The sequence below is a fragment of the Terriglobus albidus genome, from assembly GCF_025685425.1.
GTDB lineage: Bacteria > Acidobacteriota > Terriglobia > Terriglobales > Acidobacteriaceae > Terriglobus > Terriglobus albidus.
Map to the genome: position 1 here is coordinate 169368 of NZ_JAGTAS010000049.1, position 24048 is coordinate 193415.

Annotated in this window: 23 protein-coding genes; 12 read left to right on the forward strand and 11 right to left on the reverse strand. The window is 57.9% G+C overall.

Going from position 1 to position 24048, the window contains the following annotated elements; genetic code table 11:
- Positions 1-114: 114 nt before the first annotated feature.
- Positions 115-1152, forward strand: coding sequence for a response regulator (locus OHL21_RS09630; protein WP_263417046.1), 1038 nt, complete (start codon positions 115-117; stop codon positions 1150-1152).
- 329 nt (positions 1153-1481) lie between these two features.
- A complete protein-coding gene (locus OHL21_RS09635) occupies positions 1482-2633 on the forward strand; it encodes a GGDEF domain-containing protein (protein WP_263417047.1) in 1152 nt (383 codons plus the stop codon).
- A 147-nt stretch (positions 2634-2780) separates the two neighbouring features.
- On the opposite strand, the gene OHL21_RS09640 is transcribed toward OHL21_RS09635, so the two are convergent.
- The gene (locus OHL21_RS09640; RefSeq protein ID WP_263417048.1) at positions 2781-3569 is read right to left on the reverse strand and encodes a TIGR03435 family protein; all 789 of its coding nucleotides are present in this window, start codon (positions 3567-3569) and stop codon (positions 2781-2783) included.
- Between the two features lie 106 nt (positions 3570-3675).
- Between OHL21_RS09640 and OHL21_RS09645 the strand changes: the two genes are divergently transcribed.
- Positions 3676-5175: a tannase/feruloyl esterase family alpha/beta hydrolase gene (locus OHL21_RS09645; RefSeq protein WP_263417049.1), complete on the forward strand. Its 1500-nt coding sequence runs from the start codon at positions 3676-3678 to the stop codon at positions 5173-5175.
- A gap of 12 nt (positions 5176-5187) precedes the next feature.
- Here the strand turns inward: OHL21_RS09645 and OHL21_RS09650 are convergent, their stop codons facing one another.
- On the reverse strand, positions 5188-6162 hold the full coding sequence (locus tag OHL21_RS09650; protein WP_263417050.1) for a VWA domain-containing protein: 975 nt from the start codon (positions 6160-6162) through the stop codon (positions 5188-5190).
- Between the two features lie 112 nt (positions 6163-6274).
- Between OHL21_RS09650 and OHL21_RS09655 the strand changes: the two genes are divergently transcribed.
- Both OHL21_RS09655 and OHL21_RS09660 read left to right on the forward strand, forming a co-directional pair.
- Entirely contained in the window at positions 6275-6697 is a 423-nt protein-coding gene (locus tag OHL21_RS09655) for a GntR family transcriptional regulator (protein WP_263417051.1), read from the forward strand.
- Entirely contained in the window at positions 6694-7581 is an 888-nt protein-coding gene (locus tag OHL21_RS09660; protein ID WP_263417052.1) for a slipin family protein, read from the forward strand. The genes OHL21_RS09655 and OHL21_RS09660 overlap by 4 nt, the downstream gene beginning before the upstream one ends.
- Positions 7582-7603: 22 nt before the next feature.
- On the opposite strand, the gene OHL21_RS09665 is transcribed toward OHL21_RS09660, so the two are convergent.
- From OHL21_RS09665 to OHL21_RS09675, 3 genes are read right to left on the reverse strand one after another with little or no spacing between them, the layout of a single operon-like run.
- Positions 7604-8128 carry a hypothetical protein gene (locus tag OHL21_RS09665; protein ID WP_263417053.1) on the reverse strand — a complete coding sequence of 175 codons (525 nt, stop codon included), beginning with the start codon at positions 8126-8128 and terminating at the stop codon, positions 7604-7606.
- On the reverse strand, positions 8125-8682 hold the full coding sequence (locus tag OHL21_RS09670; RefSeq protein WP_263417054.1) for an RNA polymerase sigma factor: 558 nt from the start codon (positions 8680-8682) through the stop codon (positions 8125-8127). The genes OHL21_RS09665 and OHL21_RS09670 overlap by 4 nt, the downstream gene beginning before the upstream one ends.
- A gap of 30 nt (positions 8683-8712) precedes the next feature.
- Complete coding sequence (locus tag OHL21_RS09675) at positions 8713-9624, reverse strand: hypothetical protein (protein WP_263417055.1); 912 nt, start codon at positions 9622-9624, stop codon at positions 8713-8715.
- 152 nt (positions 9625-9776) lie between these two features.
- Here OHL21_RS09675 and OHL21_RS09680 point away from each other — a divergent pair, with 152 nt between their 5' ends.
- Positions 9777-10763 carry a tetratricopeptide repeat protein gene (locus OHL21_RS09680; protein ID WP_263417056.1) on the forward strand — a complete coding sequence of 329 codons (987 nt, stop codon included), beginning with the start codon at positions 9777-9779 and terminating at the stop codon, positions 10761-10763.
- Between the two features lie 389 nt (positions 10764-11152).
- Here the strand turns inward: OHL21_RS09680 and OHL21_RS09685 are convergent, their stop codons facing one another.
- The 3 genes from OHL21_RS09685 to OHL21_RS09695 are packed head-to-tail and all read right to left on the reverse strand — an operon-like array spanning position 11153 to position 12557.
- Positions 11153-12004: a class I SAM-dependent methyltransferase gene (locus OHL21_RS09685; protein WP_263417057.1), complete on the reverse strand. Its 852-nt coding sequence runs from the start codon at positions 12002-12004 to the stop codon at positions 11153-11155.
- 39 nt (positions 12005-12043) lie between these two features.
- The gene (locus tag OHL21_RS09690) at positions 12044-12400 is read right to left on the reverse strand and encodes a VOC family protein (RefSeq protein ID WP_263417058.1); all 357 of its coding nucleotides are present in this window, start codon (positions 12398-12400) and stop codon (positions 12044-12046) included.
- A complete protein-coding gene (locus OHL21_RS09695; protein WP_263417059.1) occupies positions 12390-12557 on the reverse strand; it encodes a type II toxin-antitoxin system CcdA family antitoxin in 168 nt (55 codons plus the stop codon). The genes OHL21_RS09690 and OHL21_RS09695 overlap by 11 nt, the downstream gene beginning before the upstream one ends.
- 163 nt (positions 12558-12720) lie before the next feature.
- Between OHL21_RS09695 and OHL21_RS09700 the strand changes: the two genes are divergently transcribed.
- From OHL21_RS09700 to OHL21_RS09725, 6 genes are all read left to right on the forward strand, one after another.
- Positions 12721-13830: a Gfo/Idh/MocA family protein gene (locus OHL21_RS09700; protein ID WP_263417060.1), complete on the forward strand. Its 1110-nt coding sequence runs from the start codon at positions 12721-12723 to the stop codon at positions 13828-13830.
- Positions 13827-14915 carry a mannonate dehydratase gene (locus tag OHL21_RS09705; RefSeq protein WP_263417061.1) on the forward strand — a complete coding sequence of 363 codons (1089 nt, stop codon included), beginning with the start codon at positions 13827-13829 and terminating at the stop codon, positions 14913-14915. The genes OHL21_RS09700 and OHL21_RS09705 overlap by 4 nt, the downstream gene beginning before the upstream one ends.
- A gap of 479 nt (positions 14916-15394) precedes the next feature.
- Positions 15395-15736, forward strand: coding sequence for a PadR family transcriptional regulator (locus tag OHL21_RS09710; protein WP_263417062.1), 342 nt, complete (start codon positions 15395-15397; stop codon positions 15734-15736).
- Positions 15733-18378, forward strand: coding sequence for an ABC transporter permease (locus tag OHL21_RS09715; RefSeq protein ID WP_263417063.1), 2646 nt, complete (start codon positions 15733-15735; stop codon positions 18376-18378). Before OHL21_RS09710 ends, OHL21_RS09715 begins: the two co-directional genes overlap by 4 nt.
- Before the next feature lie 343 nt (positions 18379-18721).
- Positions 18722-19084 carry a BON domain-containing protein gene (locus OHL21_RS09720; protein WP_263417064.1) on the forward strand — a complete coding sequence of 121 codons (363 nt, stop codon included), beginning with the start codon at positions 18722-18724 and terminating at the stop codon, positions 19082-19084.
- A gap of 46 nt (positions 19085-19130) precedes the next feature.
- Complete coding sequence (locus OHL21_RS09725; protein ID WP_263417065.1) at positions 19131-19703, forward strand: DUF3341 domain-containing protein; 573 nt, start codon at positions 19131-19133, stop codon at positions 19701-19703.
- Positions 19704-19825: 122 nt separating this feature from the next.
- On the opposite strand, the gene OHL21_RS09730 is transcribed toward OHL21_RS09725, so the two are convergent.
- The 3 genes from OHL21_RS09730 to OHL21_RS09740 all read right to left on the reverse strand — a co-directional run bounded on the left by OHL21_RS09730 (position 19826) and on the right by OHL21_RS09740 (position 23748).
- A complete protein-coding gene (locus OHL21_RS09730) occupies positions 19826-20266 on the reverse strand; it encodes a cytochrome P460 family protein (protein ID WP_263417066.1) in 441 nt (146 codons plus the stop codon).
- A 501-nt stretch (positions 20267-20767) separates the two neighbouring features.
- Entirely contained in the window at positions 20768-22543 is a 1776-nt protein-coding gene (locus tag OHL21_RS09735; RefSeq protein ID WP_263417067.1) for an FG-GAP-like repeat-containing protein, read from the reverse strand.
- Positions 22544-22767: 224 nt separating this feature from the next.
- Entirely contained in the window at positions 22768-23748 is a 981-nt protein-coding gene (locus OHL21_RS09740) for a metallophosphoesterase (protein ID WP_263417068.1), read from the reverse strand.
- Positions 23749-24048: the final 300 nt, after the last annotated feature.

Sequence of the window (24048 nt, forward strand, 5' to 3'; positions counted from 1 at the left end):
TTCCGGTTTTAGAAGCCAAGGTTGCGCAGGACGCGGCTGCGATGCGGCTGCGCCTGAGGGCAGCCGAAGGGCTTTTCGATCCGAAGAAATGTAAGTGAACCAGGAAGTGGAAGCATGAATTCAGAGCAGAACCTGCCCGAGGCAACGACGCCTCAGGGCCCTCCACCTGTAAGTTCCGAAAACGGACAAGCCACTGCACCGGGTCAGGGCACATCGCGTAGCAGCCGTCGCCGCCGCCGCCGCCGTAAAAACAAGCCTACCGATGCCGCGGCTTCCCCTGAGGGTCAGATTGTGATCCAGAGCGGGGAAGACAGCGACTTTGTGCCCCAGCCCAAGACGCAGCAGGCCGGCACCCAGCCACAGCAGGGACAACAGAATAGTGCCAGCGCCAAACGCTGGAAGAAGAAGCAACGTCGCCGCGAACGCCAGCGTACCGACGGTGGTGGCTACAGCCCCGGTAACCAGATCGAGCCCGGAAACAGCGTCAACGGTGGCGGATTCGGCCGCCGCAAGCAGAAGACAAAGGGTCCGCGCAGCTTTGTGGGACCGATGGACCACAGCTATCGCGAGGCAAACGGTAACTACGCCGAAGTCTCGCCGTCGACGATGGAGATGAACGGCAACGTCCGCGGCGGGCATGGCGGACACAGCAAGCAGCGCCGTAACTATGACTTCGAAGGTGGCAATGTCGATCGTCTGCCGCCCGAGCTGCGTGCCCCGGTCAGTAACGCGGTGATCCGCGAAGATGCTCCCACACACATCTACTTCTTCGTGGACGACCTGTTCCTGACGGCGAAGATCAACGAGGCCGCGCGCAAGCTGGGCGTGAAGGTCTGCTTCCTGAAGAACGATCCCGAGCAGTTGGCGCAATTGTTCTCCGGCGAGGAGCGCACCAAGCCATCGCTGATCGTCTTCGACTTGAATAGCACGAGTGTGAAGCCGCTGACGCTGGTGCCGAAGATCCGCACCAAGCTCAAGCGTACGGTCTCGATTCTTGGCTTCCTGTCGGTGCTGCAGGGTGACCTTAAGGCCAAAGCCACTGAGGCGGGATGTGATACGGTCATGCCGAAGGCGGCGTTCAGCCAGAATCTACCGAACCTGCTACGCCGCTACGGCGCAGAGGACGAGGAAGAACCAAACTTCAATCAGTAGAAGCATTTTCCCTGTAGGTGTAGTCCAGAGCATTCGGATTATGGGCGTTTTCCGCAATGAAAACGCCGCTTCACGCCCCTTCCGGGGTACCAGCAACAGGGAAAGTGCTCTAACGTCCAGGTGGTGGACATGCTGAAAAGGGGACGGCCTGATGCCGTCCCCTTTTTTCTTCCTCATAGAGAGGGACGATGGTTTCTTTCGTCACCAGGGGACAATAAAAAAGATTGGCAGTCGGGACGTGTCGATGAGAGTATGACGCAAGCCCTTCCCCCGGTCTGCCTTATGTTGCTACGTGTCTTTCGGAAGCAGACGGGGAGGTCCAGACCGGGATGGATATGCGGACGCTGCTGCTGGAGCGGGTTTGCCTGCTGAGCTTCTGCACGCTGCTGGTTCTGGTTAATCTGCGTCAGCATCGCGCCATGCGCGGCCTGCTTGCATTTGCGGCGAGCAATGTTGGGTATCTGGTCGGCGGAATCCTGATTGCAAGCCGTGAGCATCTGCCGGTATGGGCAGCGGTCGTGCTTTCGAACTTCCTATACAGCATGGGATATGTATTGCTGCACCGTTGTCTGGCGGCGTTCTTTGGAGAACGGCGCTGGTACTGGCGAGGGCAGTGCGTCATAGCAGCACTCTCACTGCTGTTGTGCCTGACGTTTACCTATGGATATCCGAATATACGGCTGCGGCTGGCGGGTATCGGCCTGGCGACAGGTTTTCAGTTCGCCTTTGCCGGACTGGTAGCAGCGCATGGCTGGTATACGCGCATGCGCGCTCCGGCCCTCACGATGAGCGCGGTCCTGTTCTTCTCCGCGGCGCTGAACCTGCTGCGCATTCTGCTGACGCTGGTGTGGGGAACTACGCAGACTTACCTGAAGGCTGACGAGATCCAGACAACGACCGTAATGTTGAACACGACGATCTTCGTGTCGATCGATCTTGCGTTTCTCTGGATGATGGCAACCTCGCTGCGCGATGAGCTGCAAATGCAGGCGATGACGGATCCGCTGACAGGAGTGATGAATCGTCGTGCCTTTGAAGAGGCTTTGACCAATGCGGTGATCCGCAGCCGCGAGACCCGCCAGCCATTGTCTGTAGTGATGATGGACCTGGACGATTTCAAGGGAATCAACGATACCTTCGGACATCGTGCCGGCGACAAGGCATTGATGGCTGCGGCGCAATGCCTCCGCGAAGGGCTGAGAGAGGCGGACGCCATAGCGAGGATGGGCGGCGATGAGTTCGTGATTCTGCTGCCGAACTGTCCACAGAACGGCGCGCATGAGATTGCGGAGCGGCTGCGCGCGGCGCTCGAAACCAGGAGTATTCCATTTGCCGAAGAGGCGATCACGCTGAAGGCAAGCTTCGGTGTAGCTACCCTGAGCGAACCTACGATGGAGGGAGACACACTCCTGATCGAATGTGACCGGGCGCTGTATACAGCGAAACGCGTCGGCGGGAATTTTGTATATGTGACCGGGTGAACTATTCGAGCGAAGTTCGAACCGGGTTTTGCCACGCGAAGCGCTGAAAAGCAGGTCCTTCACGAAATACGCCGGGGTACAGGTTCCCCGGGGACCCGAACGTTCAGCGATGACAAGGTTTATGACAGGAACCTCTGGGACACTGCCCTAGTTTTCCGAGGGTTTCTCCACCGAATCGATAACTAGTATTTCGACGGGACCTTTCTGAGGAGTGAGCACGAGTCCGAGCTGATCCTTCAATGCATCGAAGATAGATGGGCGATTGTCTTGCTCGGAACTGTTTACGTCCATAGATGCGTTCGGAGCGAGCTGAGGCCGGAACGACAGTCTGAAATCGTACGCTCCTGTGAGGCCAGTCTGATCGATCACCGGGCGTTGATCGTTCTGTAGCCTTAGCCCAAGCCACCAGCAGAAGAAACTCATGCGCACACTGTTGCCAATGAACTCATTGTTTCCGCCATTTGTGATCGGGATGTTGTGATCCTGCGCGGCGGTAGCTTCCACCATCTTCAAACCGGACTTGGCGATAGCGAGGACGTAGGCCGGAGCCAGTCTGGTCTCTTTGTGCAGCTTCAGATGGAAGCGGTCTGCCAGCAGGTTCTGAAACATGAGGTGGAGATCGTCGGTGCTGTAAGGTGTCTCCGTGATGGCCTGGACATCAAACCTCTCGTCGTTGAGCCAGTCCGGCCCACCAACGATCTGCCGCAGAGGAACTCTGTACATCACGCTGAGCATGACCTTGACGGAGACGCCTTCGCCTTTGTAGCCGGTTCCACCCGGGAGCGGATCAATGCCTCCGGCAGGAGCATTCGGTCCGGACGGCCTGATGGAGGCGAGATCGTAAACCAGGCGGGGCTGATTGTTCTGGCCCACAGCGATAGGAATCGACACAAGTCCGAAACCCAGCAATATCAGGCGCCTCTTGAGCCAAAACATGCGGAACCGTCCATAGGAACTCACTCTTGTAGGGCCGAGTCTATCAAGTCTTGGTAACAATCAAGTTCGAAGGTCAGTGATATTGTTGGCACGGGCGAAAGAGATCATGATGACTCGGTGGACATTTTCCGCGGCTGTGCTTATGGCGGCGTTGGCAACAGCGTGCGCATGGGGGCAGGTGTGCGAGCGGCTGCAACAGGCGGGTTCTTCGTCCGTTTCCATTGCGACAGCGAAGACCATTGCTGCGGGTGCATTTACGACGCCGGAAGGTAAGGGCAGCTTGACCAGTCTTCCCGCCTTCTGCCGTGTGGCTGCCAGGCTGAAGCCGACGAGTGATTCCGCCATCGGGATTGAAGTCTGGCTTCCGGTCATGGGATGGAACGGCAAGTATCTCGCTGTCGGCAGCGGCGGTTGGGGTGGATCGATTGCCTATGATGCGATGGCGGAGGCTCTGCGCCGCGGCTATGCGACCAGCGCGACTGACGATGGCCACACAGGGAGCAGCGGCAGCTTCCTGATGGGGCATCCTGAAAAGTTCGTGGACTTTGCCTATCGCGCCGAACACGAGATGACGGTGGAGGCAAAGGTCTTGATCAAGGCCTTTTATGGACGCGATGCTCGCTACTCCTATTGGAATGGATGCTCCGGCGGCGGGCGTGAGGGTTTGCTGCAGGCAGCGCGTTTCCCTGATGAGTTTGACGGCATCATTGCCGGCGATCCGGCGAATGTGCGCCGCAATGCCTGGGCTCTGTGGCTTGCAAACCGGACCTTCAAAGATCCTGCTGATGCGATTCCGCCAAGCAAGTATCCGATCATCCATCAAGCAGTGCTCAATGCCTGTGACGCGAAGGATGGCGTGAAAGACGGCCTGATCGAGGATCCAGAAAGCTGTCAGGTTGATTTCGGTCAGCTCGCATGCAAAGCGGAGGACAGAGCCGACTGTCTGACAGAGCGGCAGGTTCACACCGCGCAGACGATCATCAGCCCGGCGACCGATGCGAAAGGCAATGTGTACTTCCCGCGTCTGGAGCCCGGGACAGAGCTTCGCTGGGCGCGTCTGGCCGGCGGGCCTGCGCCGGCAGACCTGTTCCTCGATCAGTTCCGCTACCTGGTCTATCAGGACCCCAACTGGGACTGGCGCAGCTTCGATCTGGAGCGCGATGCGGCAAAGGCAAACGCAATCAACAAAGATGTCGACGAGCTGGATTCGAATCTGGCGGCGTTCGCCAGGCATCACGGGAAGCTGCTTCTCTATCATGGTTGGGCAGACCAGCAGGTGGCTCCGGGCTCGACGATTGAGTTCTACAAATCTGTACTCCAGGAGACCGGCAACTCTGCCGATCTGCCGGAGTGGATCCGGTTGTACATGATGCCGGGCATGGGACATTGTTCCGGCGGAGAAGGACCTGACACCTTCGATAAGATCGGCGTCCTAGAAGATTGGGTAGAGCACGGCAAAGCGCCCAAGGAGATCGTGGCAGCGCATCGAAGCAGTGGCAAGGTCGACCGTACACGTCCGCTCTGTCCTTACCCTCAGGCCTCGCACTACAAGGGCAGCGGCAGCATCGATGACGCGAAGAACTTTTCGTGTGTCTCTGCGCCTTGATTTAAGCTCCGTCTACCTTCTCCAGTACGACGCGCGTGCGGAGACCCGCAGCTCGGGATGCTGGGGTATACGGACGTTGAGTGTGTGCAGCCCCGGTTCGGAGGAGTGCGGTGGGAACGAGAGAAGATACGTATTACGGATGTGCTGGGTGATGGTTGCGAGCTGATGTTCCAGGTCCGCACGGCCGGCGAAGGGAAGGCCTTCGCCTCCTGAAAGAGTGGCTGCCTCGGTTCCGGCATTCTTCTGCAGCGCTCCGATGGCGAGTGACAACGGCGTCCCGAGATCCCAATACGCCTGTCCGATTCCAGGGATCGGCGGGTTGAGGTGCGGAGGATCGCGGAAGGCCTGTTTAATCTTTGCTCCTTCCGCGGAGAACGAGAGGCTATAGATCTGGATATTCGCCTCTCCGACAGCGCGCAGAATTTCGTCTGCTTTCGCCTTGCTTCCATTGTCCTGATGCTGCGACAGCAGAAGCATTACCCGCCTCCGGTCGGCAGGCTGCTGTTCCAACAGCTGAACGCCGGTTGCGATCGCGTCAAAGATCGCCGCTCCGCTATCTCCCTGCTCCGGATGATCAATCGCCTGGTTCCAACGGGAGAGATCTGAGGTGAACGGCATCGCCGCTTCCGGCTTGCTGTCGAAGGTCATGATGGCCACGCGGTTTCCCGGCTGTTCCGTTATCTGGTTGAGCATGGTGCTGAGATGGATGTAATCCCGGAAGTGAGTACGAGCAGTTCCTCCGGTCTGCATAACGACCAGCAGGGACAACGGCAGCGATTGCTCTTCGTCAAGAGAAATAGTCTGGGCCACACCATCGTCGGTTACGAGGAAGTCCTTCGCCTCCAGGCCGAAGACCGTGTCACGCTGGGAGGTCTGCACCATGACCGGCACCACGACGAGGGCTGCGTTGCGCTCGATCGTGGTTTGTCCAGGCATCGTGCCACACAGGAACCCGCCGACGATGAGTGCGAACCGCCTTCCACGCATGACTGTGAGACGTCTGTGTTTCTGAAAAGAGTGAGCTGGTGATCCGAATAGGATTTGCGTCAGCCCTCAAATTATTGTTGACATGTACTAGTTAAATAGTACATTTGTTGTCATGAAATCCCGGTCAGAGAAGCCGCGCCCGCCGTTCCGTTTCCGCCTCGACACGGTCAGCGGCGTTCCAGTCTACCGGCAGGTTATCGATCAGGTGTGCGGTGGGCTGGCTACGGGAGCGTTGATTGCAGGGGATCAATTGCCCACGGTGCGTCAGCTTGCGGTCGATCTGGCGATCAATCCAAACACAGTTGCACGAGCCTATCGTGAGCTTGAGATAAGCGGGCTTATCGAGACGCAGCAGGGTTCGGGTACGTTCATTGGCGAGGGCCGGCTGCGCAATGCCGACGCCGAACGCGAGCGGCAGTTGAATCAGATCGCAGAGGAAACCATTGCACGTGCGGGCGCAGGCGGGTTTTCGATCGATGAGCTTCTTGCAGTATTACGAGCGGTAAAGGAACGGGTTCGGAAGGAGAGATCATGACGGCCAGAACGAGCACCTATAGAGGAACGAACCAAGTCGCTTTGATGGCGTTTGGAGTGTGTTGTGTCGTTGGAGTGATCGGAAGCAAGGTAACGGATAGCCCTCTCCCGGCGGTGGTGGGAATTCTGGTGGGTTTTTACCTGCTTAACGCCATTAAGGTCGTAAAGCAATGGGAGAAGGTGGCGTTATTGCGTTTCGGCCGCTACCGGCGTCTCCAGGGAGCCGGCATTTTCTTCATCATTCCGATTGTCGATACGCTGACTCCATATGTGGATCAGAGAATTCGCCTTGCGAGTGTTACCGCTGAATCTACCCTGACCCGCGACACGGTACCGGTAAATGTGGACGCGATTGTCTTCTGGATGGTCTGGAACGCGGAGAAGGCGATTCTGGAGGTGGAGGATTACTTTGATGCAATCTCGTTGAGCGCGCAGACAGCGCTGCGTGAATCGATCGGGCGTCATGAGCTGGCGCAACTGGTGGCCGAGCGTGAGACGCTTGGCCGCGAGCTGCAAAAGATTCTGGATGAGAAGACGACTCCATGGGGAATTACCGTGCAATCGGTCGAGGTCCGTGATGTGCAGATTCCCGCGAGCCTGCAGGACGCGATGTCACGGCAGGCACAGGCGGAACGGGAACGACAGGCACGCATCATTCTGGGCCTCGCAGAGACAGAGATCTCCGATAAATTCGTCCAGGCTGCGGCAGCGTACGAGGAGAATCCCGTTGCACTCCATCTTCGTGCGATGAACATGCTGTATGAGGCGATCAAAGAACGTGGGTCGATGGTGATCGTGCCTTCATCCGCGGTGGAGACCATGGGATTGGGAGGGATGCTCGCAACCACGGCTCTGAATGCAGCGAAGGGTCAGGAACTCGGATGAGCTAGTCCTCCGGACGGAGGACTCATCCATTCTGCGGGCGGTGTTGATCGCGATAGCGGACAGGCAGCACTAGATACAGAACGACGGCCGCCAGCAGAACAATGACGCCTGCAGCGGCGAGGACGGGCAGCAGTCCCCAGGCATCCAGCAACCACGACCAGGTGCTTGAAGTCGTCGCCGCACCGCCGGTCTCGATGCCGCTCGTCAGCACACCGCGGCTGTAAAGCGTCACGAAGCCCACGATGATCGAAAAAACGATCGCCAGCGCAACGAGCTGTCCGGCGAGCAGGGGCCGTTCCATCTGTTGCAGCATGGCGCTTCTGCGGCGGGCCTGGGCCTTCCACCAAAGCAGGCTGGCGCTGCCGGGCTGTACGGTCGCAATGCTCTGTGCACGCAGCATCTGGAGATGCTTTGTGACCAGCACCTCTTCCGTGCATCGCGCGCAGGTCCGCGCATGGGCCTGCAATTCGGGGCAGGCCTGCGGCCAGTGACCCTGCGAGAGCGCATGCCGTACCTCTTCCAAACGAGCGCATCCGTTCAGATTCATACTGTTCCCCTGCCGTTCTTCTCCAGAGCCTGCGCCATCTGTCGCCTGGCTCGGAAGAGCAGCAGCCGGATGCTTGTCACACCCAGCCCTGTGATCTCCGCGATCTCGCGGTGAGAGTAGTTTTCCGCGTGCGCCAGCCAAAGCAGTTGGCGGTCCCGCGGCCGCAGTGCAGCCATGGCGGGTTCGAGCGAGAGGCGCGACTCCATCTGTACTGAGGTATCCTGCGCCAGCCGCTCCACCGGTGCGTCTTCGATGGAGAGGGTGCGCGGACGCCGCCAGTGATCGCGCAACAGATTGCTGGCGATGCGGAAGAGGTATCTGCGCGAGGCGATCTCTCCCTCAGCAAGGGGTCTGACGCAGAGAAAGCGTACATAGCTCTCCTGCATCAGGTCATCTGCCAGCGCCGCGTCGCCTGAGGTCCGGGCCAGATAGGCCCATAGCTGTCGAGAAGAGCGCTCATAGAAGGCTGCGAACTGATCGCTGTCCATAGCAGGATCTGCCGTCTGAGCCGCGGCGCCAGTCATGATTCCCGGAATGACGTTTTCCCAGTTCATCGTGAAGCTCCCTGCGGCCCAGCGCGCTTGTTAGATGTGATCCTGCTGCGCATCATTCTGGTTCTCTGATAGTAGTCCCAAACGGGAGCTGACTCGCCAGGTAATTGCGGCAGAGAGCAGGAGAGCGATACCGGGCATCATGGTCACCACGCCGGCCACCAGAAGCGGTGCGGCAAACTCCTGCACGCTGTGGCGGAGCAACACCAGACCCAGGCCGAGGAGTGAGAGCACCAGGCCGATCTGCAGCGATGCGATCACTCGCGCGAGTCCGCCCGACATCCGCTGACGGTCCATGCCCATGGGAATGGGAGCGGCTTCCAGGAAGCGTCTTCCGGACTCGGTACTCATGTACTGCATCAGGTTGTCGGTGGTGGCAAAGCGCTCGATCAGCTTGTTGTGAATCTCGCTCTGCAGGCGGAAGACGCGGCTCCATCTGCGGTTTTCGAGAAGGATATGGATCAGCCATAAGAGGCTTCCTACGACTCCGATGAAGATCAGCGTTTGCAGGGCATTCTGCATATACTGCCGCCGCAGTTCGAGCTGATTCATCTGATTGTTGTTGTTTCCGCGACGCCGAAGCGGTTCGGTATGCCGGCCACGCTGCTCCGGAAACTCGGCGAAGAGATAAAACTCGGGATTCCTTGTGATCTCCGGATGCTGCGCCAGGAACCGCGCCAGTTCCGGGTTGACGCGGTTGATGTAGGCATCGTCCGCCAGCAGGGTCGGATCGGTGATGAGCACCTGTGTCAGCGTGGGACTCATGCGAAGGAGCGCCAGCAACTGGTCCCGCTTAACCGCCAGATCATCGTCTGTGGGCGCCGGCGGAACCGGCACAACCTGTTTGGCTGTTTCCTTCGCTTGCGAGAAGACGTGGCCAGGGCAGATTGTCATTGCCAGCAGAAGTGTCATCGCGGGCATCAGCTTCGAACGGTTAAGACCCATTGCAGTCATCCTTGGAAAAGTTCATTTGGAAATGTTCTTCGCCTATACAACGGAGAACGTTCGGCTTTGGTTAACAAACTTTTTTCGATTTCTTTCTGCGGTGTGTAGAGAGATTTTGTTAACCACTCGATGCTTCAGCACGTTGTCTGGGCATGAAGACGCCCGACGTATCCTACCCACTTCATGCGGACCGCCCTTCGCCCTTCCTCTGTGCCTTTGTCATCGTTTCGGTTCTTCTGTCGTTCATGGTGAAGGTGCAGGCGCAGCGGGCCTCGGCTCGTTCTATTGCGCTGAGACAGCAGATTGCGAATGCCGAAGAGCAGCACGCTTCTGAGGGACAGATCGGAGCACTATGGCTGCGGCTCGCTAACGAATATCAGAGTCAACTGGACCTGGGCAGCGCAGAGGAAGCTTTCACGCGTGCCATTCCGCTGCTTCGATCCCCGGATTCTCATCGAGATCTGGCTGATGCATTGGATGGGCTGGGATCGGTCTATCTCTCCACCGGCCGTACCCAGGAATCGAGAACACTGCTGCGCAAGTCGCTCCTGCTCAATCGGGAGCTGCATGATGGCCCGCAGGAGGCGCATCTGCATGAGGCGATCGCGATCGGGCTTCTTCTTGAGAGGCACTATCGCGACGCGGAACAGGAGGCCTCTGAGACTTTGTCAGAGCTGCAAGGTCAGCAAAGCACAGATAGCTCTGAGAAAGAGGCCGCGTTGCTGACACGCAGCTATGCGCGTACCTATCAGGGCCGTTGTCCGGGCGCACTTCAGGATATCCAGCAGGCACGGACGCTGGTGTCCACCAGCCTGAAGGCGAACTCTCTGGAGGCCGCAACCTTCTGGGCGGCACAGAGTTTTTCACTGTGGAAGTGCGGTGTTCATGATGGCGCCGAAGAGGCCGTGCTCAAGGCTCTCGAGATCGTGAACAGCCATACCGACCTGCCGCGGCCTCTGCTGCTCTCGTATCGGCTTTCCGTGTTGCAGCAGTATCTGGCGTATTTGAAGGACACACATCGCAAGCCGGAGGCTGCGCGAGTGGAAGCGGATATCCGCCAGATTCAGGAGGAGATGCCGCCTGTGTGTTCCAACTGCGCGGTGAGTACGGCGGCGCTTTCGATGGCGATGTTGCCCTAGCTTGTGCAGGAGACGTTAATGGCAATGTCCCGCAAGTCTTCGCGAGCCTCTTTGTAGCGCTTTTGGTATTCATAGCTGAAGAACTATGGAGCGGGCCTTCAGCCCTTTAACATCTTGTGGGCACCGAAACCTGGGGCGTTGCCCCAGGCTGGTATAGAGCGCGCCTTCAGCGCTTTTCTACCCGATATGCCCAATCCGGCGCTCAGGGTGATGGCCCTTTTGTTGTCATTTCGGAGCGTAGCGGAGAAATCTGCTTCTCTACCGAGATCTTTCCGGTATCCAATAGCGTGGAAAAGCGGTCGCGCATAGCGCGATACCCCATTCTTCGCGACAAAGCCGCGAAGAATGGGGCAACGAGTGCATACCGTTTCCAAATCCATCGACACACTCTACGTCGTGGCTACCAACATCTCTTCGCCATTCTCCGGCGGATGGAGACCGTCGGTCCTTCCTGCGAAGTAGCGCCCGGTGAGATCAGCAGCTGAGACGTGGTGGACCTCCCTGAAGCCGGCTTCGCGAGCGAGGTGCAGTATTTCGTCCGGCGTAAAGAAGCTGAGGAAAGGTGTTCCTCCGGCTCGCGCTCCTTTCTCCGCCATTTGAAGTCCAGGTTGCAGCTCACGGGAAGCGAGATTGAGCGGCAGAAGAAAGGTCATCGCGAAGGTAGATCCCGGAGCCAGCTCTGCGGCCTGATGCAGCATGGAGTCTACGGCATTCCTGGTGAGATACATGCTCACACCGGCTACGGCCACGACGGCGGGCTCACGCCGATCGAAGCCGGCCTCATTGAGGCGCTGCCACCAGGTGTCGCCCGCTTCGAAGTTCACCGGAACGAATCGCAGCCACTCCGGAATACCGAAGCCGAGTTCGATGAGGCGTTGTTGCTTCCATGCCTGGGGCTCTGGTTGGTCTACTTCGAAGACGCGCATGCGGGAGGCGATCTCCGGCCGGCGCTGAGCGAAGGTGTCGAGGCCCGCGCCCAGCAGGACATACTGGCGAATACCGCGGCCGGCCTGTTGGAGGACCAGATCTTCGATGAAGCGGGCCCGGGCAACGATGGAGGCACGGAAGAGCCGCGTCGCCTGCGAATCCATGTCGGGGCGTTGTTGCCAGCCGTCAGGGGGAGCCGCCAATCGCAAGCCGATCTCATCTTCGATGACATGCGGTGGCTCATCGATCTGGACGTGCAATGCGCGCCACAGAGCGACGCGCACTGCGGTGCTGTCTGGCTGCGGTGCGGACATGGATCCTCCCTTCTGTTCTGACGAATCAGCTTTTCGTGATCAGCTTTTTCTGGACGGCAGTGGCGCATCGACTGCAATATGCCGGCCGTCGGGATCGGCGAGCATCATCTGCAGTGCCGGCCAGTGTTGTTCCTCAAAGGGATGCACCACCGTACCGCTGTGCGGAGGAGTGAATCGCTCGGCATCGTCGACAGCAAGGCCAAGCGTGACCTGAAGAGGCTGGTGGGCCGGGCGCTCGGCGATGAAGAGGTAGGGACCTCCCCTGGGATGACGCAGACGGCCCGAATTGTGATCGGTTTCGAACTCGATCTCGTAACCGAGGTCACGCCAGAAGGCTACGGTGGCGCCCCAGTTGTGTGTCTCGATCAGAATTCCGTCGATGCCTTTAGTTCTCATGCTTCCTCCGTTTCCGCTTGTGCTCGTCGAGATAGGCGCGTAATGCTTCGGCAACGATGGCCGAGAGCGATTGTTCCGTTTCGACGGCGTGATACTTGACCGCGCGAATCAGGTCCGTCGGCAGGTATACGTTGAACTGTTTCACGTCGTCGGGCATTGCTAGCATACTAGCACACTAGTAATAAGGTGAAAGCGAATATTCACCGGCGAAAAACTGTCCTTGTGAACCGCATTTGTCGTCGCGTACACTTTGGCCGCCGAATTGTTGATAGCAACAAATCTGAATTCCGTTCTGGCTCCCGTCAGTCAGGAGGTACGGTATGCGGTTGACGCGACGACAGTTCTCGAAGCTAAGTGCGCTCAGTCTGGGCGCGGCGCACGTGCCCCGGGCGATTGGCGGGCAGGAACCGCCACGAATCGGCTACTGCGTGATCGGTCTTGGCCGTATTGCGACGCACTTTCTTGAAGGTGTCAGGAACTCACAGCACTCGAAGATCACGGCGCTGGTCAGTGGACATCGCGATAAGGCCGAGCGCATTGCCGCCCAGTATGGCGTCCCACGCGAGTCGATCTACAGCTATGAAGAGTTCGACCGCATCGGGCAGAACAAGGCGATCGATGCCGTCTATGTCGCGCTGCCCAACAGCATGCACGCGGAGTACACCATCCGTGCGGCCAAAGCCGGAAAGCATGTTCTTTGCGAGAAGCCGATGGCTATCAGCTCGGCTGAGTGCCACCTGATGATCGATGCCTGCAAGGCGGCGAAGGTAAAGTTGATGATCGCCTATCGCCTGCACTACGAGCCGATTACGCTGAAGACTCTGGAGATCGTGCGCAGCGGCCGCATCGGACCGCTGCAGGCGATGGAGGCCGCGAACGGCTTCAATATCAAATTCGGCGAGTGGCGCTATACCAAGGCCCTGGGTGGTGGCGGTTCGCTCTTCGATGTCGGTATCTACTGCCTGAACGCCTTCCGCATGTTCGCCGGGCAGGAGCCTATCGGCTTCCAGGGAGAGGTGGCGACCATCGATCGCGATGAACGCTTCAAGGAGGTGGAAGAGAATGTCTCGTGGCTGATGCGTTTCCCCTCCGGAGCACTGGCAACCGGCGCTTCCACCTACGGCGCCGATATGGCCGGCTTTTATCGGCTGCACGGAGCATATGGCTGGCTTCAGGTCGGTACCTATACCTATCAGGGCCAGCACCTGCAGGGCAGATATGCTGAAGAGCCTCATCGGGATGCAAAGCGGATCGATATTGACGAGACCAACCAGGAGAAGGATCCGATGCACTTTGTGCGCGAGGCCGATCACTTCTCGCAGTGCATTCTGCAGAACACCGAACCGAAGACACCCGGAGAAGAAGGTCTCGCCGATCTCCGTTGTATTGAAGCCATCTATAAAGCCGCAGGAGCTCCGCTGCACGCATGAACCGACGTCAATTTCTCTCCAGCACCGGTCTCGCGAGCATCGCCGCCGCGGGCTCAAAGGCTGCCGCGGCATTTGCGGCAGCGCCGAAGCGCGCCACCATGAAGCTCGGCTGTCAAAGCGCTCCGACGAATGATACGCACCTCAAGTACCTGGCTCGATATGGTGTGCGCAACATCTGCGGCTATCCGCAGATTGCCGATGGCCGCATCTACGCAACGGTGGAAGAGCTGAGCCGCATGAAGGATCTGGCTCAGAAGAATGGCATCGAGATCGACTGCGTGGGGCCGCCAATTCTTACCTCCAGCCACATCGACAGTGAGAAGCATCCGGCGATCATGCTGGCGAAGAGCCCCGAGCGCGACCGCGATATCGAGGACTTTCAGAAGCTCATCCGCAACTGCGGGCAGGTTGGTCTGCCGGCAATCAAATACAACATGAGCATTCTCGGTGTGCTGCGCATCGGCCGCGTCCAGGGGCGTGGCGATTGTACTTACAGCCAATGGAAGCTTTCAGAGGCACATCCTAAGACACCGCTCACCAGTGCCGGGCATGTGAATGCAGACATGTTCTGGGAGCGCATCACCTACTTCCTCGAGCGCGTTGTTCCTGTCGCGGATGAGTACAAAGTTCGCCTGGCCTGCCATCCGCATGATCCCGGTGTTCCGCCGGAGGGGTACCAGGGAGTCGACCGTGTGCTCGGAACGGTGGATGGCCTGAAACGCTTCATTAGCATTCAGGAGAACCCGTATCACGGTCTCAACTTCTGCCAGGGAACGGTCTCGGAGATGCTTGCCGATCCCGGTAAAGAGATCTATGACGTCATCCGCTACTTCGGTACGCGGAAGAAGATCTTCAACGTGCACTTCCGCAATATCCGCGGACATCGTGATGACTTCATCGAGGTGTATCCGGATGAAGGCGATGTCGATATGGTGAAGGCGATCCGGGTGTATCAGGAGGTGGAGTATCCGTATCTGCTGATGCCGGATCATGTGCCGCAGGCGGCGAACGATCCGGATGGACTGCAGTCGTTTGCCTTCAGCTATGGTTATATCCGTGGGTTGATTCAGTCCCTGGAAGGTTGATTTAGCAAGTTATGCGCTCGGTGAGATGTTCGGGTCTCCACCGAACTTGATTCGCTGAGGTGACTATTCGAGCGAAGCTCGAACCGGGTGGGAGCCGTGGGCTTCAGCCCACGGTTTACCGGCCCTAAAATGAACGGGCTTTTAGCCCTGGGCTTTCATTCTCTAGAGAGAAGGCCCCAAGGCTAAAGCCCATTTACTTCTAGCCCTTTGTCAGCGGGCTGGAAGCCCGCTGCTCCCCAGCGTTACGACTTGTAGAGCTCCCACTACTGCAAGGGAAACACAACACCTGCGCCTCGGCGCAGGTTGTTCTGCACATTGGTGTTGCTGTTGGAGAAGCCGGTCCTGACCCAATTGGCTTCGATCGGCCGAAAGCTGATACGGTGACATCTTCACAGCGCATGACGTGCCGAAACTGGTTCCAATGACCCGCCTAAAGTAATTTTGCTTTTCTATGCATAGATTGTCTATGATACGCAGCCATGAGCAGAAAAGCAGACCTGATGCCAGGAACCCTGGACATGATGATCCTCAAAACGCTGACCCGTTGTCCGTTACATGGATATGCCATTGCGCAGTCGATCCGGCAGATGTCGGACGAGGTGCTGACGGTAGAAGAGGGTTCGTTGTATCCGGCGTTGCAGCGTCTGCTGCTGGAGGCTTGGGTAAAGGCGGAGTGGAAGAGGACTCCGTCGAACCGGAGGGTACGTGTCTATACGCTGACGACAGCAGGCCGGAAGCAGCTAGGGGTCGAGTTGTCGCGCTTTGAGCAGATGGTTGCGGCTATCGGGCGGGTGATGCGCGATGTGGAGGTAGAGGGATGAGCGCTGCTGGGCGGTGGATGAATCGGCTGCTGTATCTGTTTCGGCGTAGCAGGTTTGAGGCGGAGCTGCGGGAAGAGATGGAGTTCCACCGCGAGCAGATTGAAGCGGAGCTGCGGTCTGACGGAACGGCTCGGCAGGAGGCTCACAGAAGGGCCGCCGTCCAGTTCGGCAATACGACCCGCTTGAGAGAACGCAGCCACGATGTTGTGGCCTTCCGCTGGGAGACGGTCGTGCAGGATGTGCGGTACGCCGTGCGGCAGATGACCCACAGTCCCGGCTTTGCGATTACGGCAATTCTGATGCTGGCTCTCGGCATCGGTGCGAGTGTCACCATCTTTGCGTTTGTTGACGCGGCGCTGCTGCAGCCTTTGCCTTATGCGCAGCCTGACCGGCTGATGGATGTTACGGAGAGCCTGGCGTTGTTTCCGCGAGGGAACCTCTCGTATCAGGATTACCTCGACTGGAAGCGGATGAATTCGGTGTTTACCTCGCTCGAGATCTATACCGGATCGGGTTATCTGCTGCAGACGCCGGACGGAACCGAAGCGGTTCCTGGGGCGAGAGTCAGCGCAGGCTTCTTTCGCACCCTGGGAGTGACGCCGGTAGAAGGCCGCGACTTCCGGCCCGGAGAAGATGCGGTCTCGGAACTACCCGTAGGCATGCTCAGTTACGCCACCTGGCAGAAGCGGTTCGGTGGGCGAAGAGACGTTATCGGCCAGACGCTGAAGCTGAGCGGGGTTCCAACCACGATCATTGGCGTCCTGCCATCGGACTTTCAGTTCGCTCCACGGGGAAATGCAGAGCTCTTTACAACCGCGCAACCAACAAACGGATGCGAGAGACGGCGAAGCTGCCATAACCTCTATGGCATCGGCCGTCTGAAGGATGGTGTGACGGTCGCCACCGCCCTGGCGGAGATGAAGGGAATCGCGCAGCAGTTGGAGCGCCAGTATCCCGATTCGAACCGCGGACAGGGAGCCAGTGTGATGCCACTGGCAAGGGCGATCACCGGGGACGTCCGTCCCATCCTGTTTGTGCTGCTGGGCGGTGCGGGGCTGTTGCTGCTGATTGCGTGCGTGAACGTTTCGAACCTGCTGCTGGTGCGGGCGGAGAAACGCCGGCAGGAGATGGCGGTGCGCGGAGCACTGGGAGCTTCGCGGGTTCGTCTGGCCAGACAATATGTCACGGAAGGCCTGGTCCTGGTGCTGCTGGGGACGGTGGCGGGCCTGGCTGTGGCCACAGTCATGATGCGTGTGCTGCACGCCATGATCTCGAAGCAGATGCTTGCCGGCATGCCGTATCTCCAGGGCATGGGGCTGACACCGCATGTCTGGGCCTTTACCGCCACCGTATCGTTGCTGGCAGCGGGGCTATTCTCAATCGCGCCGATTCTTCGGCTGCCCGTGGCGGCGCTGCGGCAGAGTCTGAGCGACGGTGGACGGTCCGGTGGAAGCACGTTCTGGCGGCGGTTGGGAGCAAACCTGGTCATCGTGGAGGTAGCGATTGCGGTTGTCCTGTTGTCTGGGGCCGGGCTGCTGTCGAAGAGCCTATGGAAGATGCTGCATATCGACCTGGGATTCGAGCCAGATCACATCGCCACTCTTTCGGTCGACCTGCCGGCCAGAGGTTTCGAGAAGGACGCCCAGCGGGCGCAGTTCGCGCAGACGTTGCTGGAGCGGGTCCAGAACATGCCTGGTGTGCAGTCAGTTGGGCTGACGACGACTCTACCTGTCAGTTGCAACTGCAATACAGACTGGGTCCGATTTGTCGGCAAGCCTTATAACGGCATCCACAATGAGGTGAATAACCGCGAGGTCAGCACGGCGTTCTTCCAGACGCTGCGGGCAAAGCTGCTCCGCGGACGCCTTTTCACCGAGACAGACGATGCCGCTCATCCGAAAGTCGTACTGATCAACGAATCACTCGCGAAGAAGTACTTTCCGGGTGAGGACCCTATCGGGAAGAAGATCGGCGATACGGAGCTGACACCGCAGTCGCTGCGCGAGATCGTTGGCGTCGTGAGTGACATCAAAGACAGTGCTCTCGATGCGGAGGAGTGGCCCGCGGAGTATGAAGCCTTCGCGCAGGATCCGTCGTCATATTTCTCTGTCCTGGTGAGGACGTCTCCGAAGCCGGAGTCGATGCTGCCGGCGTTATCGGCCGCGGTGCGGGCGCTGAATCCCGAGGTTGGTGTCGAAGATCAGACCACGCTGGAGCAGCGGATTCATAATTCACCCTCAGCCTGGCTGCATCGCTCGGCGGCCTGGCTGATGGGCGGTTTCGCGGGCATCGCATTTCTACTCAGCATGATTGGGTTGTATGGGACGATCTCCTACTCGGTTAGCCAGCGGAAACGTGAGATCGGCGTGCGCATGGCGCTGGGAGCGCAGCGGAGCACCATCCACAGCATGATTCTGCGTGAGGCTGGCCGGCTAAGCTGCTTCGGCATCGTCGCGGGCATTGGTTGCTCGATCGCGGCGGCAAACCTGATGGGGTCGTTGCTGTTCGGGGTACGGACCTGGGATGTGGCGACGTTGGCAGTCGTGGTGGCGCTGCTGGCGGCAGCTTCTCTGCTTGCCTGCTATCTTCCGTCGCGCCGCGCCGCTACCGTAAATCCGGTGGAGGCGTTGCGGGCGGAGTAGGAGGGTTTTACCTAGCCTTATTTCGGCTGATACGAGCCAGACCGGAGGAGAAAAGCCGGTCCCAGGGAGTCACCGCTGCGCGGCAACTGGTTTGCAGGATCAGTGCGTTTAGAGCATTTTCCCTGCTGCCGGGTATCCAGGAAGGGGCGTGCAGTGGCGTTTTCATTGCGGAAAACGCTCATAAATGAGGATGCTATGGACTACACCTACAAGGAATAAGCTCTATTCATCACCTGTAGGACAACTGCTCTCGATCCCCTAACATCTCAGTCGCCTGAACCCGGATCGAATAAAGATCCGGCGAGATTCCTAGTGCTTTCGGCGAAAGGTTGTTCCTATGAAAATGCCGCGTACTCTCCCATCGAAATTTGCTGTCACGGTCTTCGCGGGTTGTTTGGCGCTTCCTCTGGTCCATGCGCAAAACGCTCCTGATAACACACGTCAGAACAAGAACGAGTCTGTTCATGCGGATCGTCAATCGAACGCCAAATCGGATGTCCAGATAACCGCCAATGTCCGCAAAGCGATCATGGCAGATAAGGATCTTTCAACCTACGCTCACAACGTGAAGGTCATCACGAAGGACGGACAAGTCACACTTAAAGGCCCGGTCCAATCTGAAGAAGAGAAGGACAAGGTCTTTGCCGCTGCGACAAGCGTGGTTGACTCAGGCAAAGTAGTCAATCAACTGACGGTAAAACAATAATCCGCAGAAACGAATTAGGGCTGTTTCGCAGCCATAGGAGATACATATGTCCAAGAATGTAGCAGTATTCGGTATCTATAAGACGGTCGGTGCAGCGGAAACCGCTGTGGACCACCTGCTCTCCAGAGGTTTTGCAAATTCCGCTATCTCGGTTCTTCTGCCCGACGATGAGAGCACGCGTGCTTTCGCCCACGAAAAGCAAACCAAAGCTCCAGAGGGTACTGCGACTGGCGCTACTTCAGGCGGCGTCGTCGGTGGAACGTTGGGACTGTTAGCAGGTATTGGGGCTTTAGCGATTCCGGGCGTTGGCCCACTTATCGCGGCGGGTCCAATTGTCGCAACCTTAGCAGGAGTAGGCGTCGGCGGGGCGGTGGGGGGCATCATGGGTGCTCTTATTGGTCTCGGGATTCCTGAGTTCGAGGCAAAGCGTTACGAAGGTGCTGTAAAGGACGGAGGCACCTTGCTTTCGGTTCACTGCTCGACATCCGAGGAAGTGGATGTAGCAAAGGCTGCTCTGAAAGAAACGGGCGCCCAGGACGTAGCCTCCTCCAGTGAGGCAAGTTCCGACAATAAAGCTGACGACCGCCGGACCTACATTGATAGGCGGGATGTGGCGTAACGGGGTAGAAGCTTGTCCTGGTAACGATCCATAGCACCGAATCCCAATCCTTTTGCCAGAGGGTTCACATAAACGGTGAACCCTCTGGATATCGTTATATGCCTCCGGCGCAGTTGGTCCTCCTAGGGCGCGTAGCGCGTAAAGACGTAGTCACGTTCTTTCGCTGGGAGGTGGCAGGAGTAGCAGTTCTTTAGCGCTTCAGGAGGGTCGGGTCTTCCGTTGGTAAATTGAGCGAAGCCCCAACCTCCAGTCGAGGCGTATCGCTTCGAGTCTTTCACCATGAGCTGAATGTTTGTTGGTGCTCCTGCTACGAAGGATTGCTCTTGTCCAAAGGCCTTGTTGTTTTCTTCTGAGGGAGTGTATGTCCAGGCGAGGCGGGCGATGATCGCGCCATCTGGGAATGGAAGATTCTTGCGGCGAAACGCATCTACAGCCTGATCGTTGCCCAGGATGGCCCGGAGGTCGTTCAGCTTACCTGCTTCATGTGCGACTGAAATCAGCTTCCAGTCCCGGTAGTGGGCAGGAAGTTCGATGGCAGGAGGCGCCGCTTGCTTCTCACCCACATGTCCCGAAACATGATGGGCCGACCAAACGAAGCCAGCCGCTACTGATATGGAGAACGCCAGAATTATTGCGGTCTTTCGTATACCCTTTTCGAGCCTGCCTGGAGTTTGTGTCAAGAAAACACCTCTTCATGAACACCATACAGCTGCGTGTTCGGTCCTAGAGTGTGTCGGCAAATTTGATTGATTTGAGATAGCCCAGGAGCATCCTTGAAATGGTAGGAGCGGCGGGCTTCAGCCCGCTGATAAAGGTGTAAAAAGTAGGCGGGCTCTAGCCCTGGGCCTCTTCTGTCCATAAGGAAACAGCCCCGGCCTAAGGCCCATTCATGATTAAGGCGATAGACCGTGGGCTGAAAGCCCACGGCTCCCACCTGGTTCGAGCTTCGCTCGAATAGTTCACTTCAAAGTTCCTCGATAACCCGAATACCCCATTCTTTCGCCTATGGCGAAAGAATGGGGCAACGAGAGTTTACTGCTTTCGAATTTCGCGATACGCACTAGCTACTGTACGGTTACATTTCTCTCCGCTGTATATACATTTCCATTTGCGTCCCACAGCTTGAAGACGAGGTCATGGCTTCCTGCGGGCATCGACACGTACGCGTCGATGAACGATGTGCCGCCAACGCATCCACCGTTGGGTATGCAGCCGTCGTCGGTCATCGTGAGATGTCCGTCGATATAAAGCTGTGCGGATGTAGGCACCACCGGCGTATATCCATTTGCCAGGATATGGACCGTGGAGCCGCTGGTTGCGCCGGAAGGCAGGCACATATTTGCTGTCCCCAGAGCAGCCGGGCAAACCGGTTCCGGCGTTCCGCTATAGACATTGATATGGCGCTCGGACCGGAAGTTCAGGCCGGTGTAATCCCAGGCCTTTACCACCAGGAAGTTGGCGCCGTTGTTCAAGGGGAAGCTCTGGTCAAACGAGCTCACTGGCTGCGAATACGTGAGTGTTCCATTCGTATAAAGCTGCAGCGCAGTTACCTGGCGCGTGTCATACGCATTGGCCTGCACTCGTACTGTGGGGCCTGGCAGATAGGTGTTGTCCACCGGCGCGCAGACAGTCACCGTCGGATCGATCTGGCTTGTCGAGCATGGCGCGCGGTCCGTTGCATTGAGAAAGATCTGCGTCTGGGCTGAGCCAGGCATGTCTGCAACGAAGTCCATCATGCCATCGCGATTGAAGTCGCCTGCCGCAGGAGGTCCGACGCTATCGGTTGTCGCGATAAACTGCGCCGGCGTCTGCTCATACGATCCATCCGGATGGCCCAGCCAGACAAATAAGCCACTCTGCGCGCCGGTAGTCGTATTTCCTGCAACCAGATCACCGATGCCGTCGCCATTCACATCCACGCCCAATACACGGCTCGATGCCTGTACACCATCCGACATCACCAGCGTCCGTTCGAAGAGCTTCTGCTGGCCCTGCCCGTAAAAGGCAATTACGCCCTGGCAGGTTGAGTTGTTCCCCTTGATGGTGTCCTGGGTGCCGCAGCTATACGAAAGCAGAATGTCGGCCATACCGTCCTGATTCAGATCGGCAATCGTCAATCCCGCAGGAGAGGTGAAGGGCGTCAACACAGCTTTCCTGAAGTTCTCATGACCATCGTTCCAGAGGACATAGGTTCCTGACCCAGCCGGGTTGCCGATCGTCATCGCTGCAATATTCTGAATGCCGCTGTGGTCGAAGTCGCCTGCACCGACTGAGATCACATCAGTGTTTGCTTCTATCGCGATAGTGTTCTGCAGAATGAAGCTACGGCTGCTCACGTTATTAAAGATCTCGATATTGCCGGCAATATCGCCAATCACCACATCAAGCAGATGATCACCGTTGAAATCGCCGACCGCGATCGACCGTGGAGATGCGGAGGTTGCAACAGAAACCGGCGCCGCAAACGTGCCGTCGCCAATACCAAAGAACACATCGAAGGTGCCGCCGATGCACAGTACGGCTACATCCTGAATGCCGTCATTATCGAAATCGGCAGCAACAATATCCAGAATCTGGGCGCTGTCCGCGATGCCAATCCTCGACGGTCCCTGGAAGGTGCCATCTCCATTACCCAGACGCAGCGTTACGTCAGTGTAGTTCGTCCCGCCTGTGTAAACCATATCCGGCTTGCCATCTCTATTGAAGTCAGCCTGGGCAATGTTTTCGCCACCATAGGCAGGAGAAGTATCGCGTTTGAGCTGAAAGCTGAGATTTGTTTGCGCATTAACGGCAATCGCACTGGTCAAAAGAACCAGGGCAGAGACAATTTTGATTCGCATGGAAGGTACTCCTGAGCGCGGCTCTTGAGGGCCGGGCTGCGGAGTAGGAGAAGTTATCTTTGTAGATTCAGGTTGCCTGTCATTTTGGAATTCGTTGCATAGCCACTATTTGTTTTTTGGGTGGGACGAAATCTACTTCAAAACGCGTGGGTTACCTGGCGGGCGCCGTGGAACTAAAGTTAGGTTCCTAACAATCGAAATTACTAGCTCTTCGTCATCTGTTATCAAGAGAACCACGCTGGGCTTTCGGCTCGAATCAGGCGGTGAATGGTGATCTCGGGGAAGCAGTTGAAGCGTATCGGTGCGATGGAGCAGCCGACACCGACCGAGGTGTAGCCGATCAAAGGGCCGTACGTCCATGCGCCCGCACCCATGGCGCGCGGTAGCTTCGCATCAAGGGTGATCGGAGTCGGTCCTGGAAGGCAGACCTGACCGCCGTGCGTGTGGCCGCTCAGCATCAGGGAATAGCCTGCATGGGCCGCCTGCCGGTAGATCTCCGGCGTGTGTGAGAGCAGGATGGAGATGGCGCCGGAGGGGATAGTGCCTGCTGCCTGGTGGACGTTGTCGGCGCGGTAGTAGTGGGCGTCGTCCACTCCGCTGAGATAGATCTCCTGATCTCCGCGGGTGATGACCACTGTCTCGTTCATCAGCATGCGGATGCCCATCTCCTCGATCGCAGGCAGCATTCGGACGGAGTCATGGTTGCCAAGAACGGCGTAGACGGGCCCTTTGAGATGGCTGCGCACGTTCTGCAGGATCTCGAGAGCAACGTCGAAGGAGCCGAAGGTCTGTCCGCGGAAGTCTCCGGTGAGGACACAGAGGTCGTAATGCAGGTCTGGCACAACCTCCGCCAGCCGTTTCATGGGTTCAGGGCTCAGGTCCGCGTGCAGGTCGCTGATGTGAAGCACTGAGTAGCCGTCGAAGAGCGAGGGCAGGCGCTCCAGTAACACGGGGTTATTCCGGAGATGAATCCTCTGCGCATTTCGATGTCCGCGGGCATAGAGTCCCGTCCCTTTGAGTACGGCTTTGAACAAGCTGTGCAGCGAGTACCAGTTCTCAGGATGAAAGAAATTGAGACCGTGACCGAAGATGGCTTCGTGGTCCTTCTCGATGCCCAGCCGTAGGCGCGCGTGCACTTTGCCGAGCCGGAGCTCCAGCTTTTCCAGGATCTCCCGATCAATCTCTGGACGCGATGGATGCCTCATAGCGGGCGGCCCTTTCTTTGATCGGTACTATACATGCAGGTGTTGACCCGGCGATTGCGCCTTCGCGTCGGGGAGCCATGCCAGGCCGAAGCATCATGTATGACGGCAATGGTGATCCGGAGAGTTGTTGGTGAAAAGCGCTGAAGGCGCGCTCTATACCAGCCTGGGGCAACGCCCCATAAGCGCTAACATATTAATTGACATTTATGTTCTTGCTCGATAGTTTCTGAATTATGGCGGAGTTGGAAGATTGGCCTGTATTGGTAGAGTTGTTTCCTTCAGGATGGCGGGAGCTTAGTC

Coding starts and splice junctions, on each gene's coding strand:
- OHL21_RS09630 (WP_263417046.1), top strand. CDS start 115: ATGAATTCAGAGCAGAACCTGCCCGAGGCAACGACGCCTCAGGGCCCT.
- OHL21_RS09635 (WP_263417047.1), top strand. CDS start 1,482: ATGGATATGCGGACGCTGCTGCTGGAGCGGGTTTGCCTGCTGAGCTTC.
- OHL21_RS09640 (WP_263417048.1), bottom strand. CDS start 3,569: ATGTTTTGGCTCAAGAGGCGCCTGATATTGCTGGGTTTCGGACTTGTG.
- OHL21_RS09645 (WP_263417049.1), top strand. CDS start 3,676: ATGATGACTCGGTGGACATTTTCCGCGGCTGTGCTTATGGCGGCGTTG.
- OHL21_RS09650 (WP_263417050.1), bottom strand. CDS start 6,162: ATGCGTGGAAGGCGGTTCGCACTCATCGTCGGCGGGTTCCTGTGTGGC.
- OHL21_RS09655 (WP_263417051.1), top strand. CDS start 6,275: ATGAAATCCCGGTCAGAGAAGCCGCGCCCGCCGTTCCGTTTCCGCCTC.
- OHL21_RS09660 (WP_263417052.1), top strand. CDS start 6,694: ATGACGGCCAGAACGAGCACCTATAGAGGAACGAACCAAGTCGCTTTG.
- OHL21_RS09665 (WP_263417053.1), bottom strand. CDS start 8,128: ATGAATCTGAACGGATGCGCTCGTTTGGAAGAGGTACGGCATGCGCTC.
- OHL21_RS09670 (WP_263417054.1), bottom strand. CDS start 8,682: ATGAACTGGGAAAACGTCATTCCGGGAATCATGACTGGCGCCGCGGCT.
- OHL21_RS09675 (WP_263417055.1), bottom strand. CDS start 9,624: ATGGGTCTTAACCGTTCGAAGCTGATGCCCGCGATGACACTTCTGCTG.
- OHL21_RS09680 (WP_263417056.1), top strand. CDS start 9,777: ATGAAGACGCCCGACGTATCCTACCCACTTCATGCGGACCGCCCTTCG.
- OHL21_RS09685 (WP_263417057.1), bottom strand. CDS start 12,004: ATGTCCGCACCGCAGCCAGACAGCACCGCAGTGCGCGTCGCTCTGTGG.
- OHL21_RS09690 (WP_263417058.1), bottom strand. CDS start 12,400: ATGAGAACTAAAGGCATCGACGGAATTCTGATCGAGACACACAACTGG.
- OHL21_RS09695 (WP_263417059.1), bottom strand. CDS start 12,557: ATGCCCGACGACGTGAAACAGTTCAACGTATACCTGCCGACGGACCTG.
- OHL21_RS09700 (WP_263417060.1), top strand. CDS start 12,721: ATGCGGTTGACGCGACGACAGTTCTCGAAGCTAAGTGCGCTCAGTCTG.
- OHL21_RS09705 (WP_263417061.1), top strand. CDS start 13,827: ATGAACCGACGTCAATTTCTCTCCAGCACCGGTCTCGCGAGCATCGCC.
- OHL21_RS09710 (WP_263417062.1), top strand. CDS start 15,395: ATGAGCAGAAAAGCAGACCTGATGCCAGGAACCCTGGACATGATGATC.
- OHL21_RS09715 (WP_263417063.1), top strand. CDS start 15,733: ATGAGCGCTGCTGGGCGGTGGATGAATCGGCTGCTGTATCTGTTTCGG.
- OHL21_RS09720 (WP_263417064.1), top strand. CDS start 18,722: ATGCCGCGTACTCTCCCATCGAAATTTGCTGTCACGGTCTTCGCGGGT.
- OHL21_RS09725 (WP_263417065.1), top strand. CDS start 19,131: ATGTCCAAGAATGTAGCAGTATTCGGTATCTATAAGACGGTCGGTGCA.
- OHL21_RS09735 (WP_263417067.1), bottom strand. CDS start 22,543: ATGCGAATCAAAATTGTCTCTGCCCTGGTTCTTTTGACCAGTGCGATT.
- OHL21_RS09740 (WP_263417068.1), bottom strand. CDS start 23,748: ATGAGGCATCCATCGCGTCCAGAGATTGATCGGGAGATCCTGGAAAAG.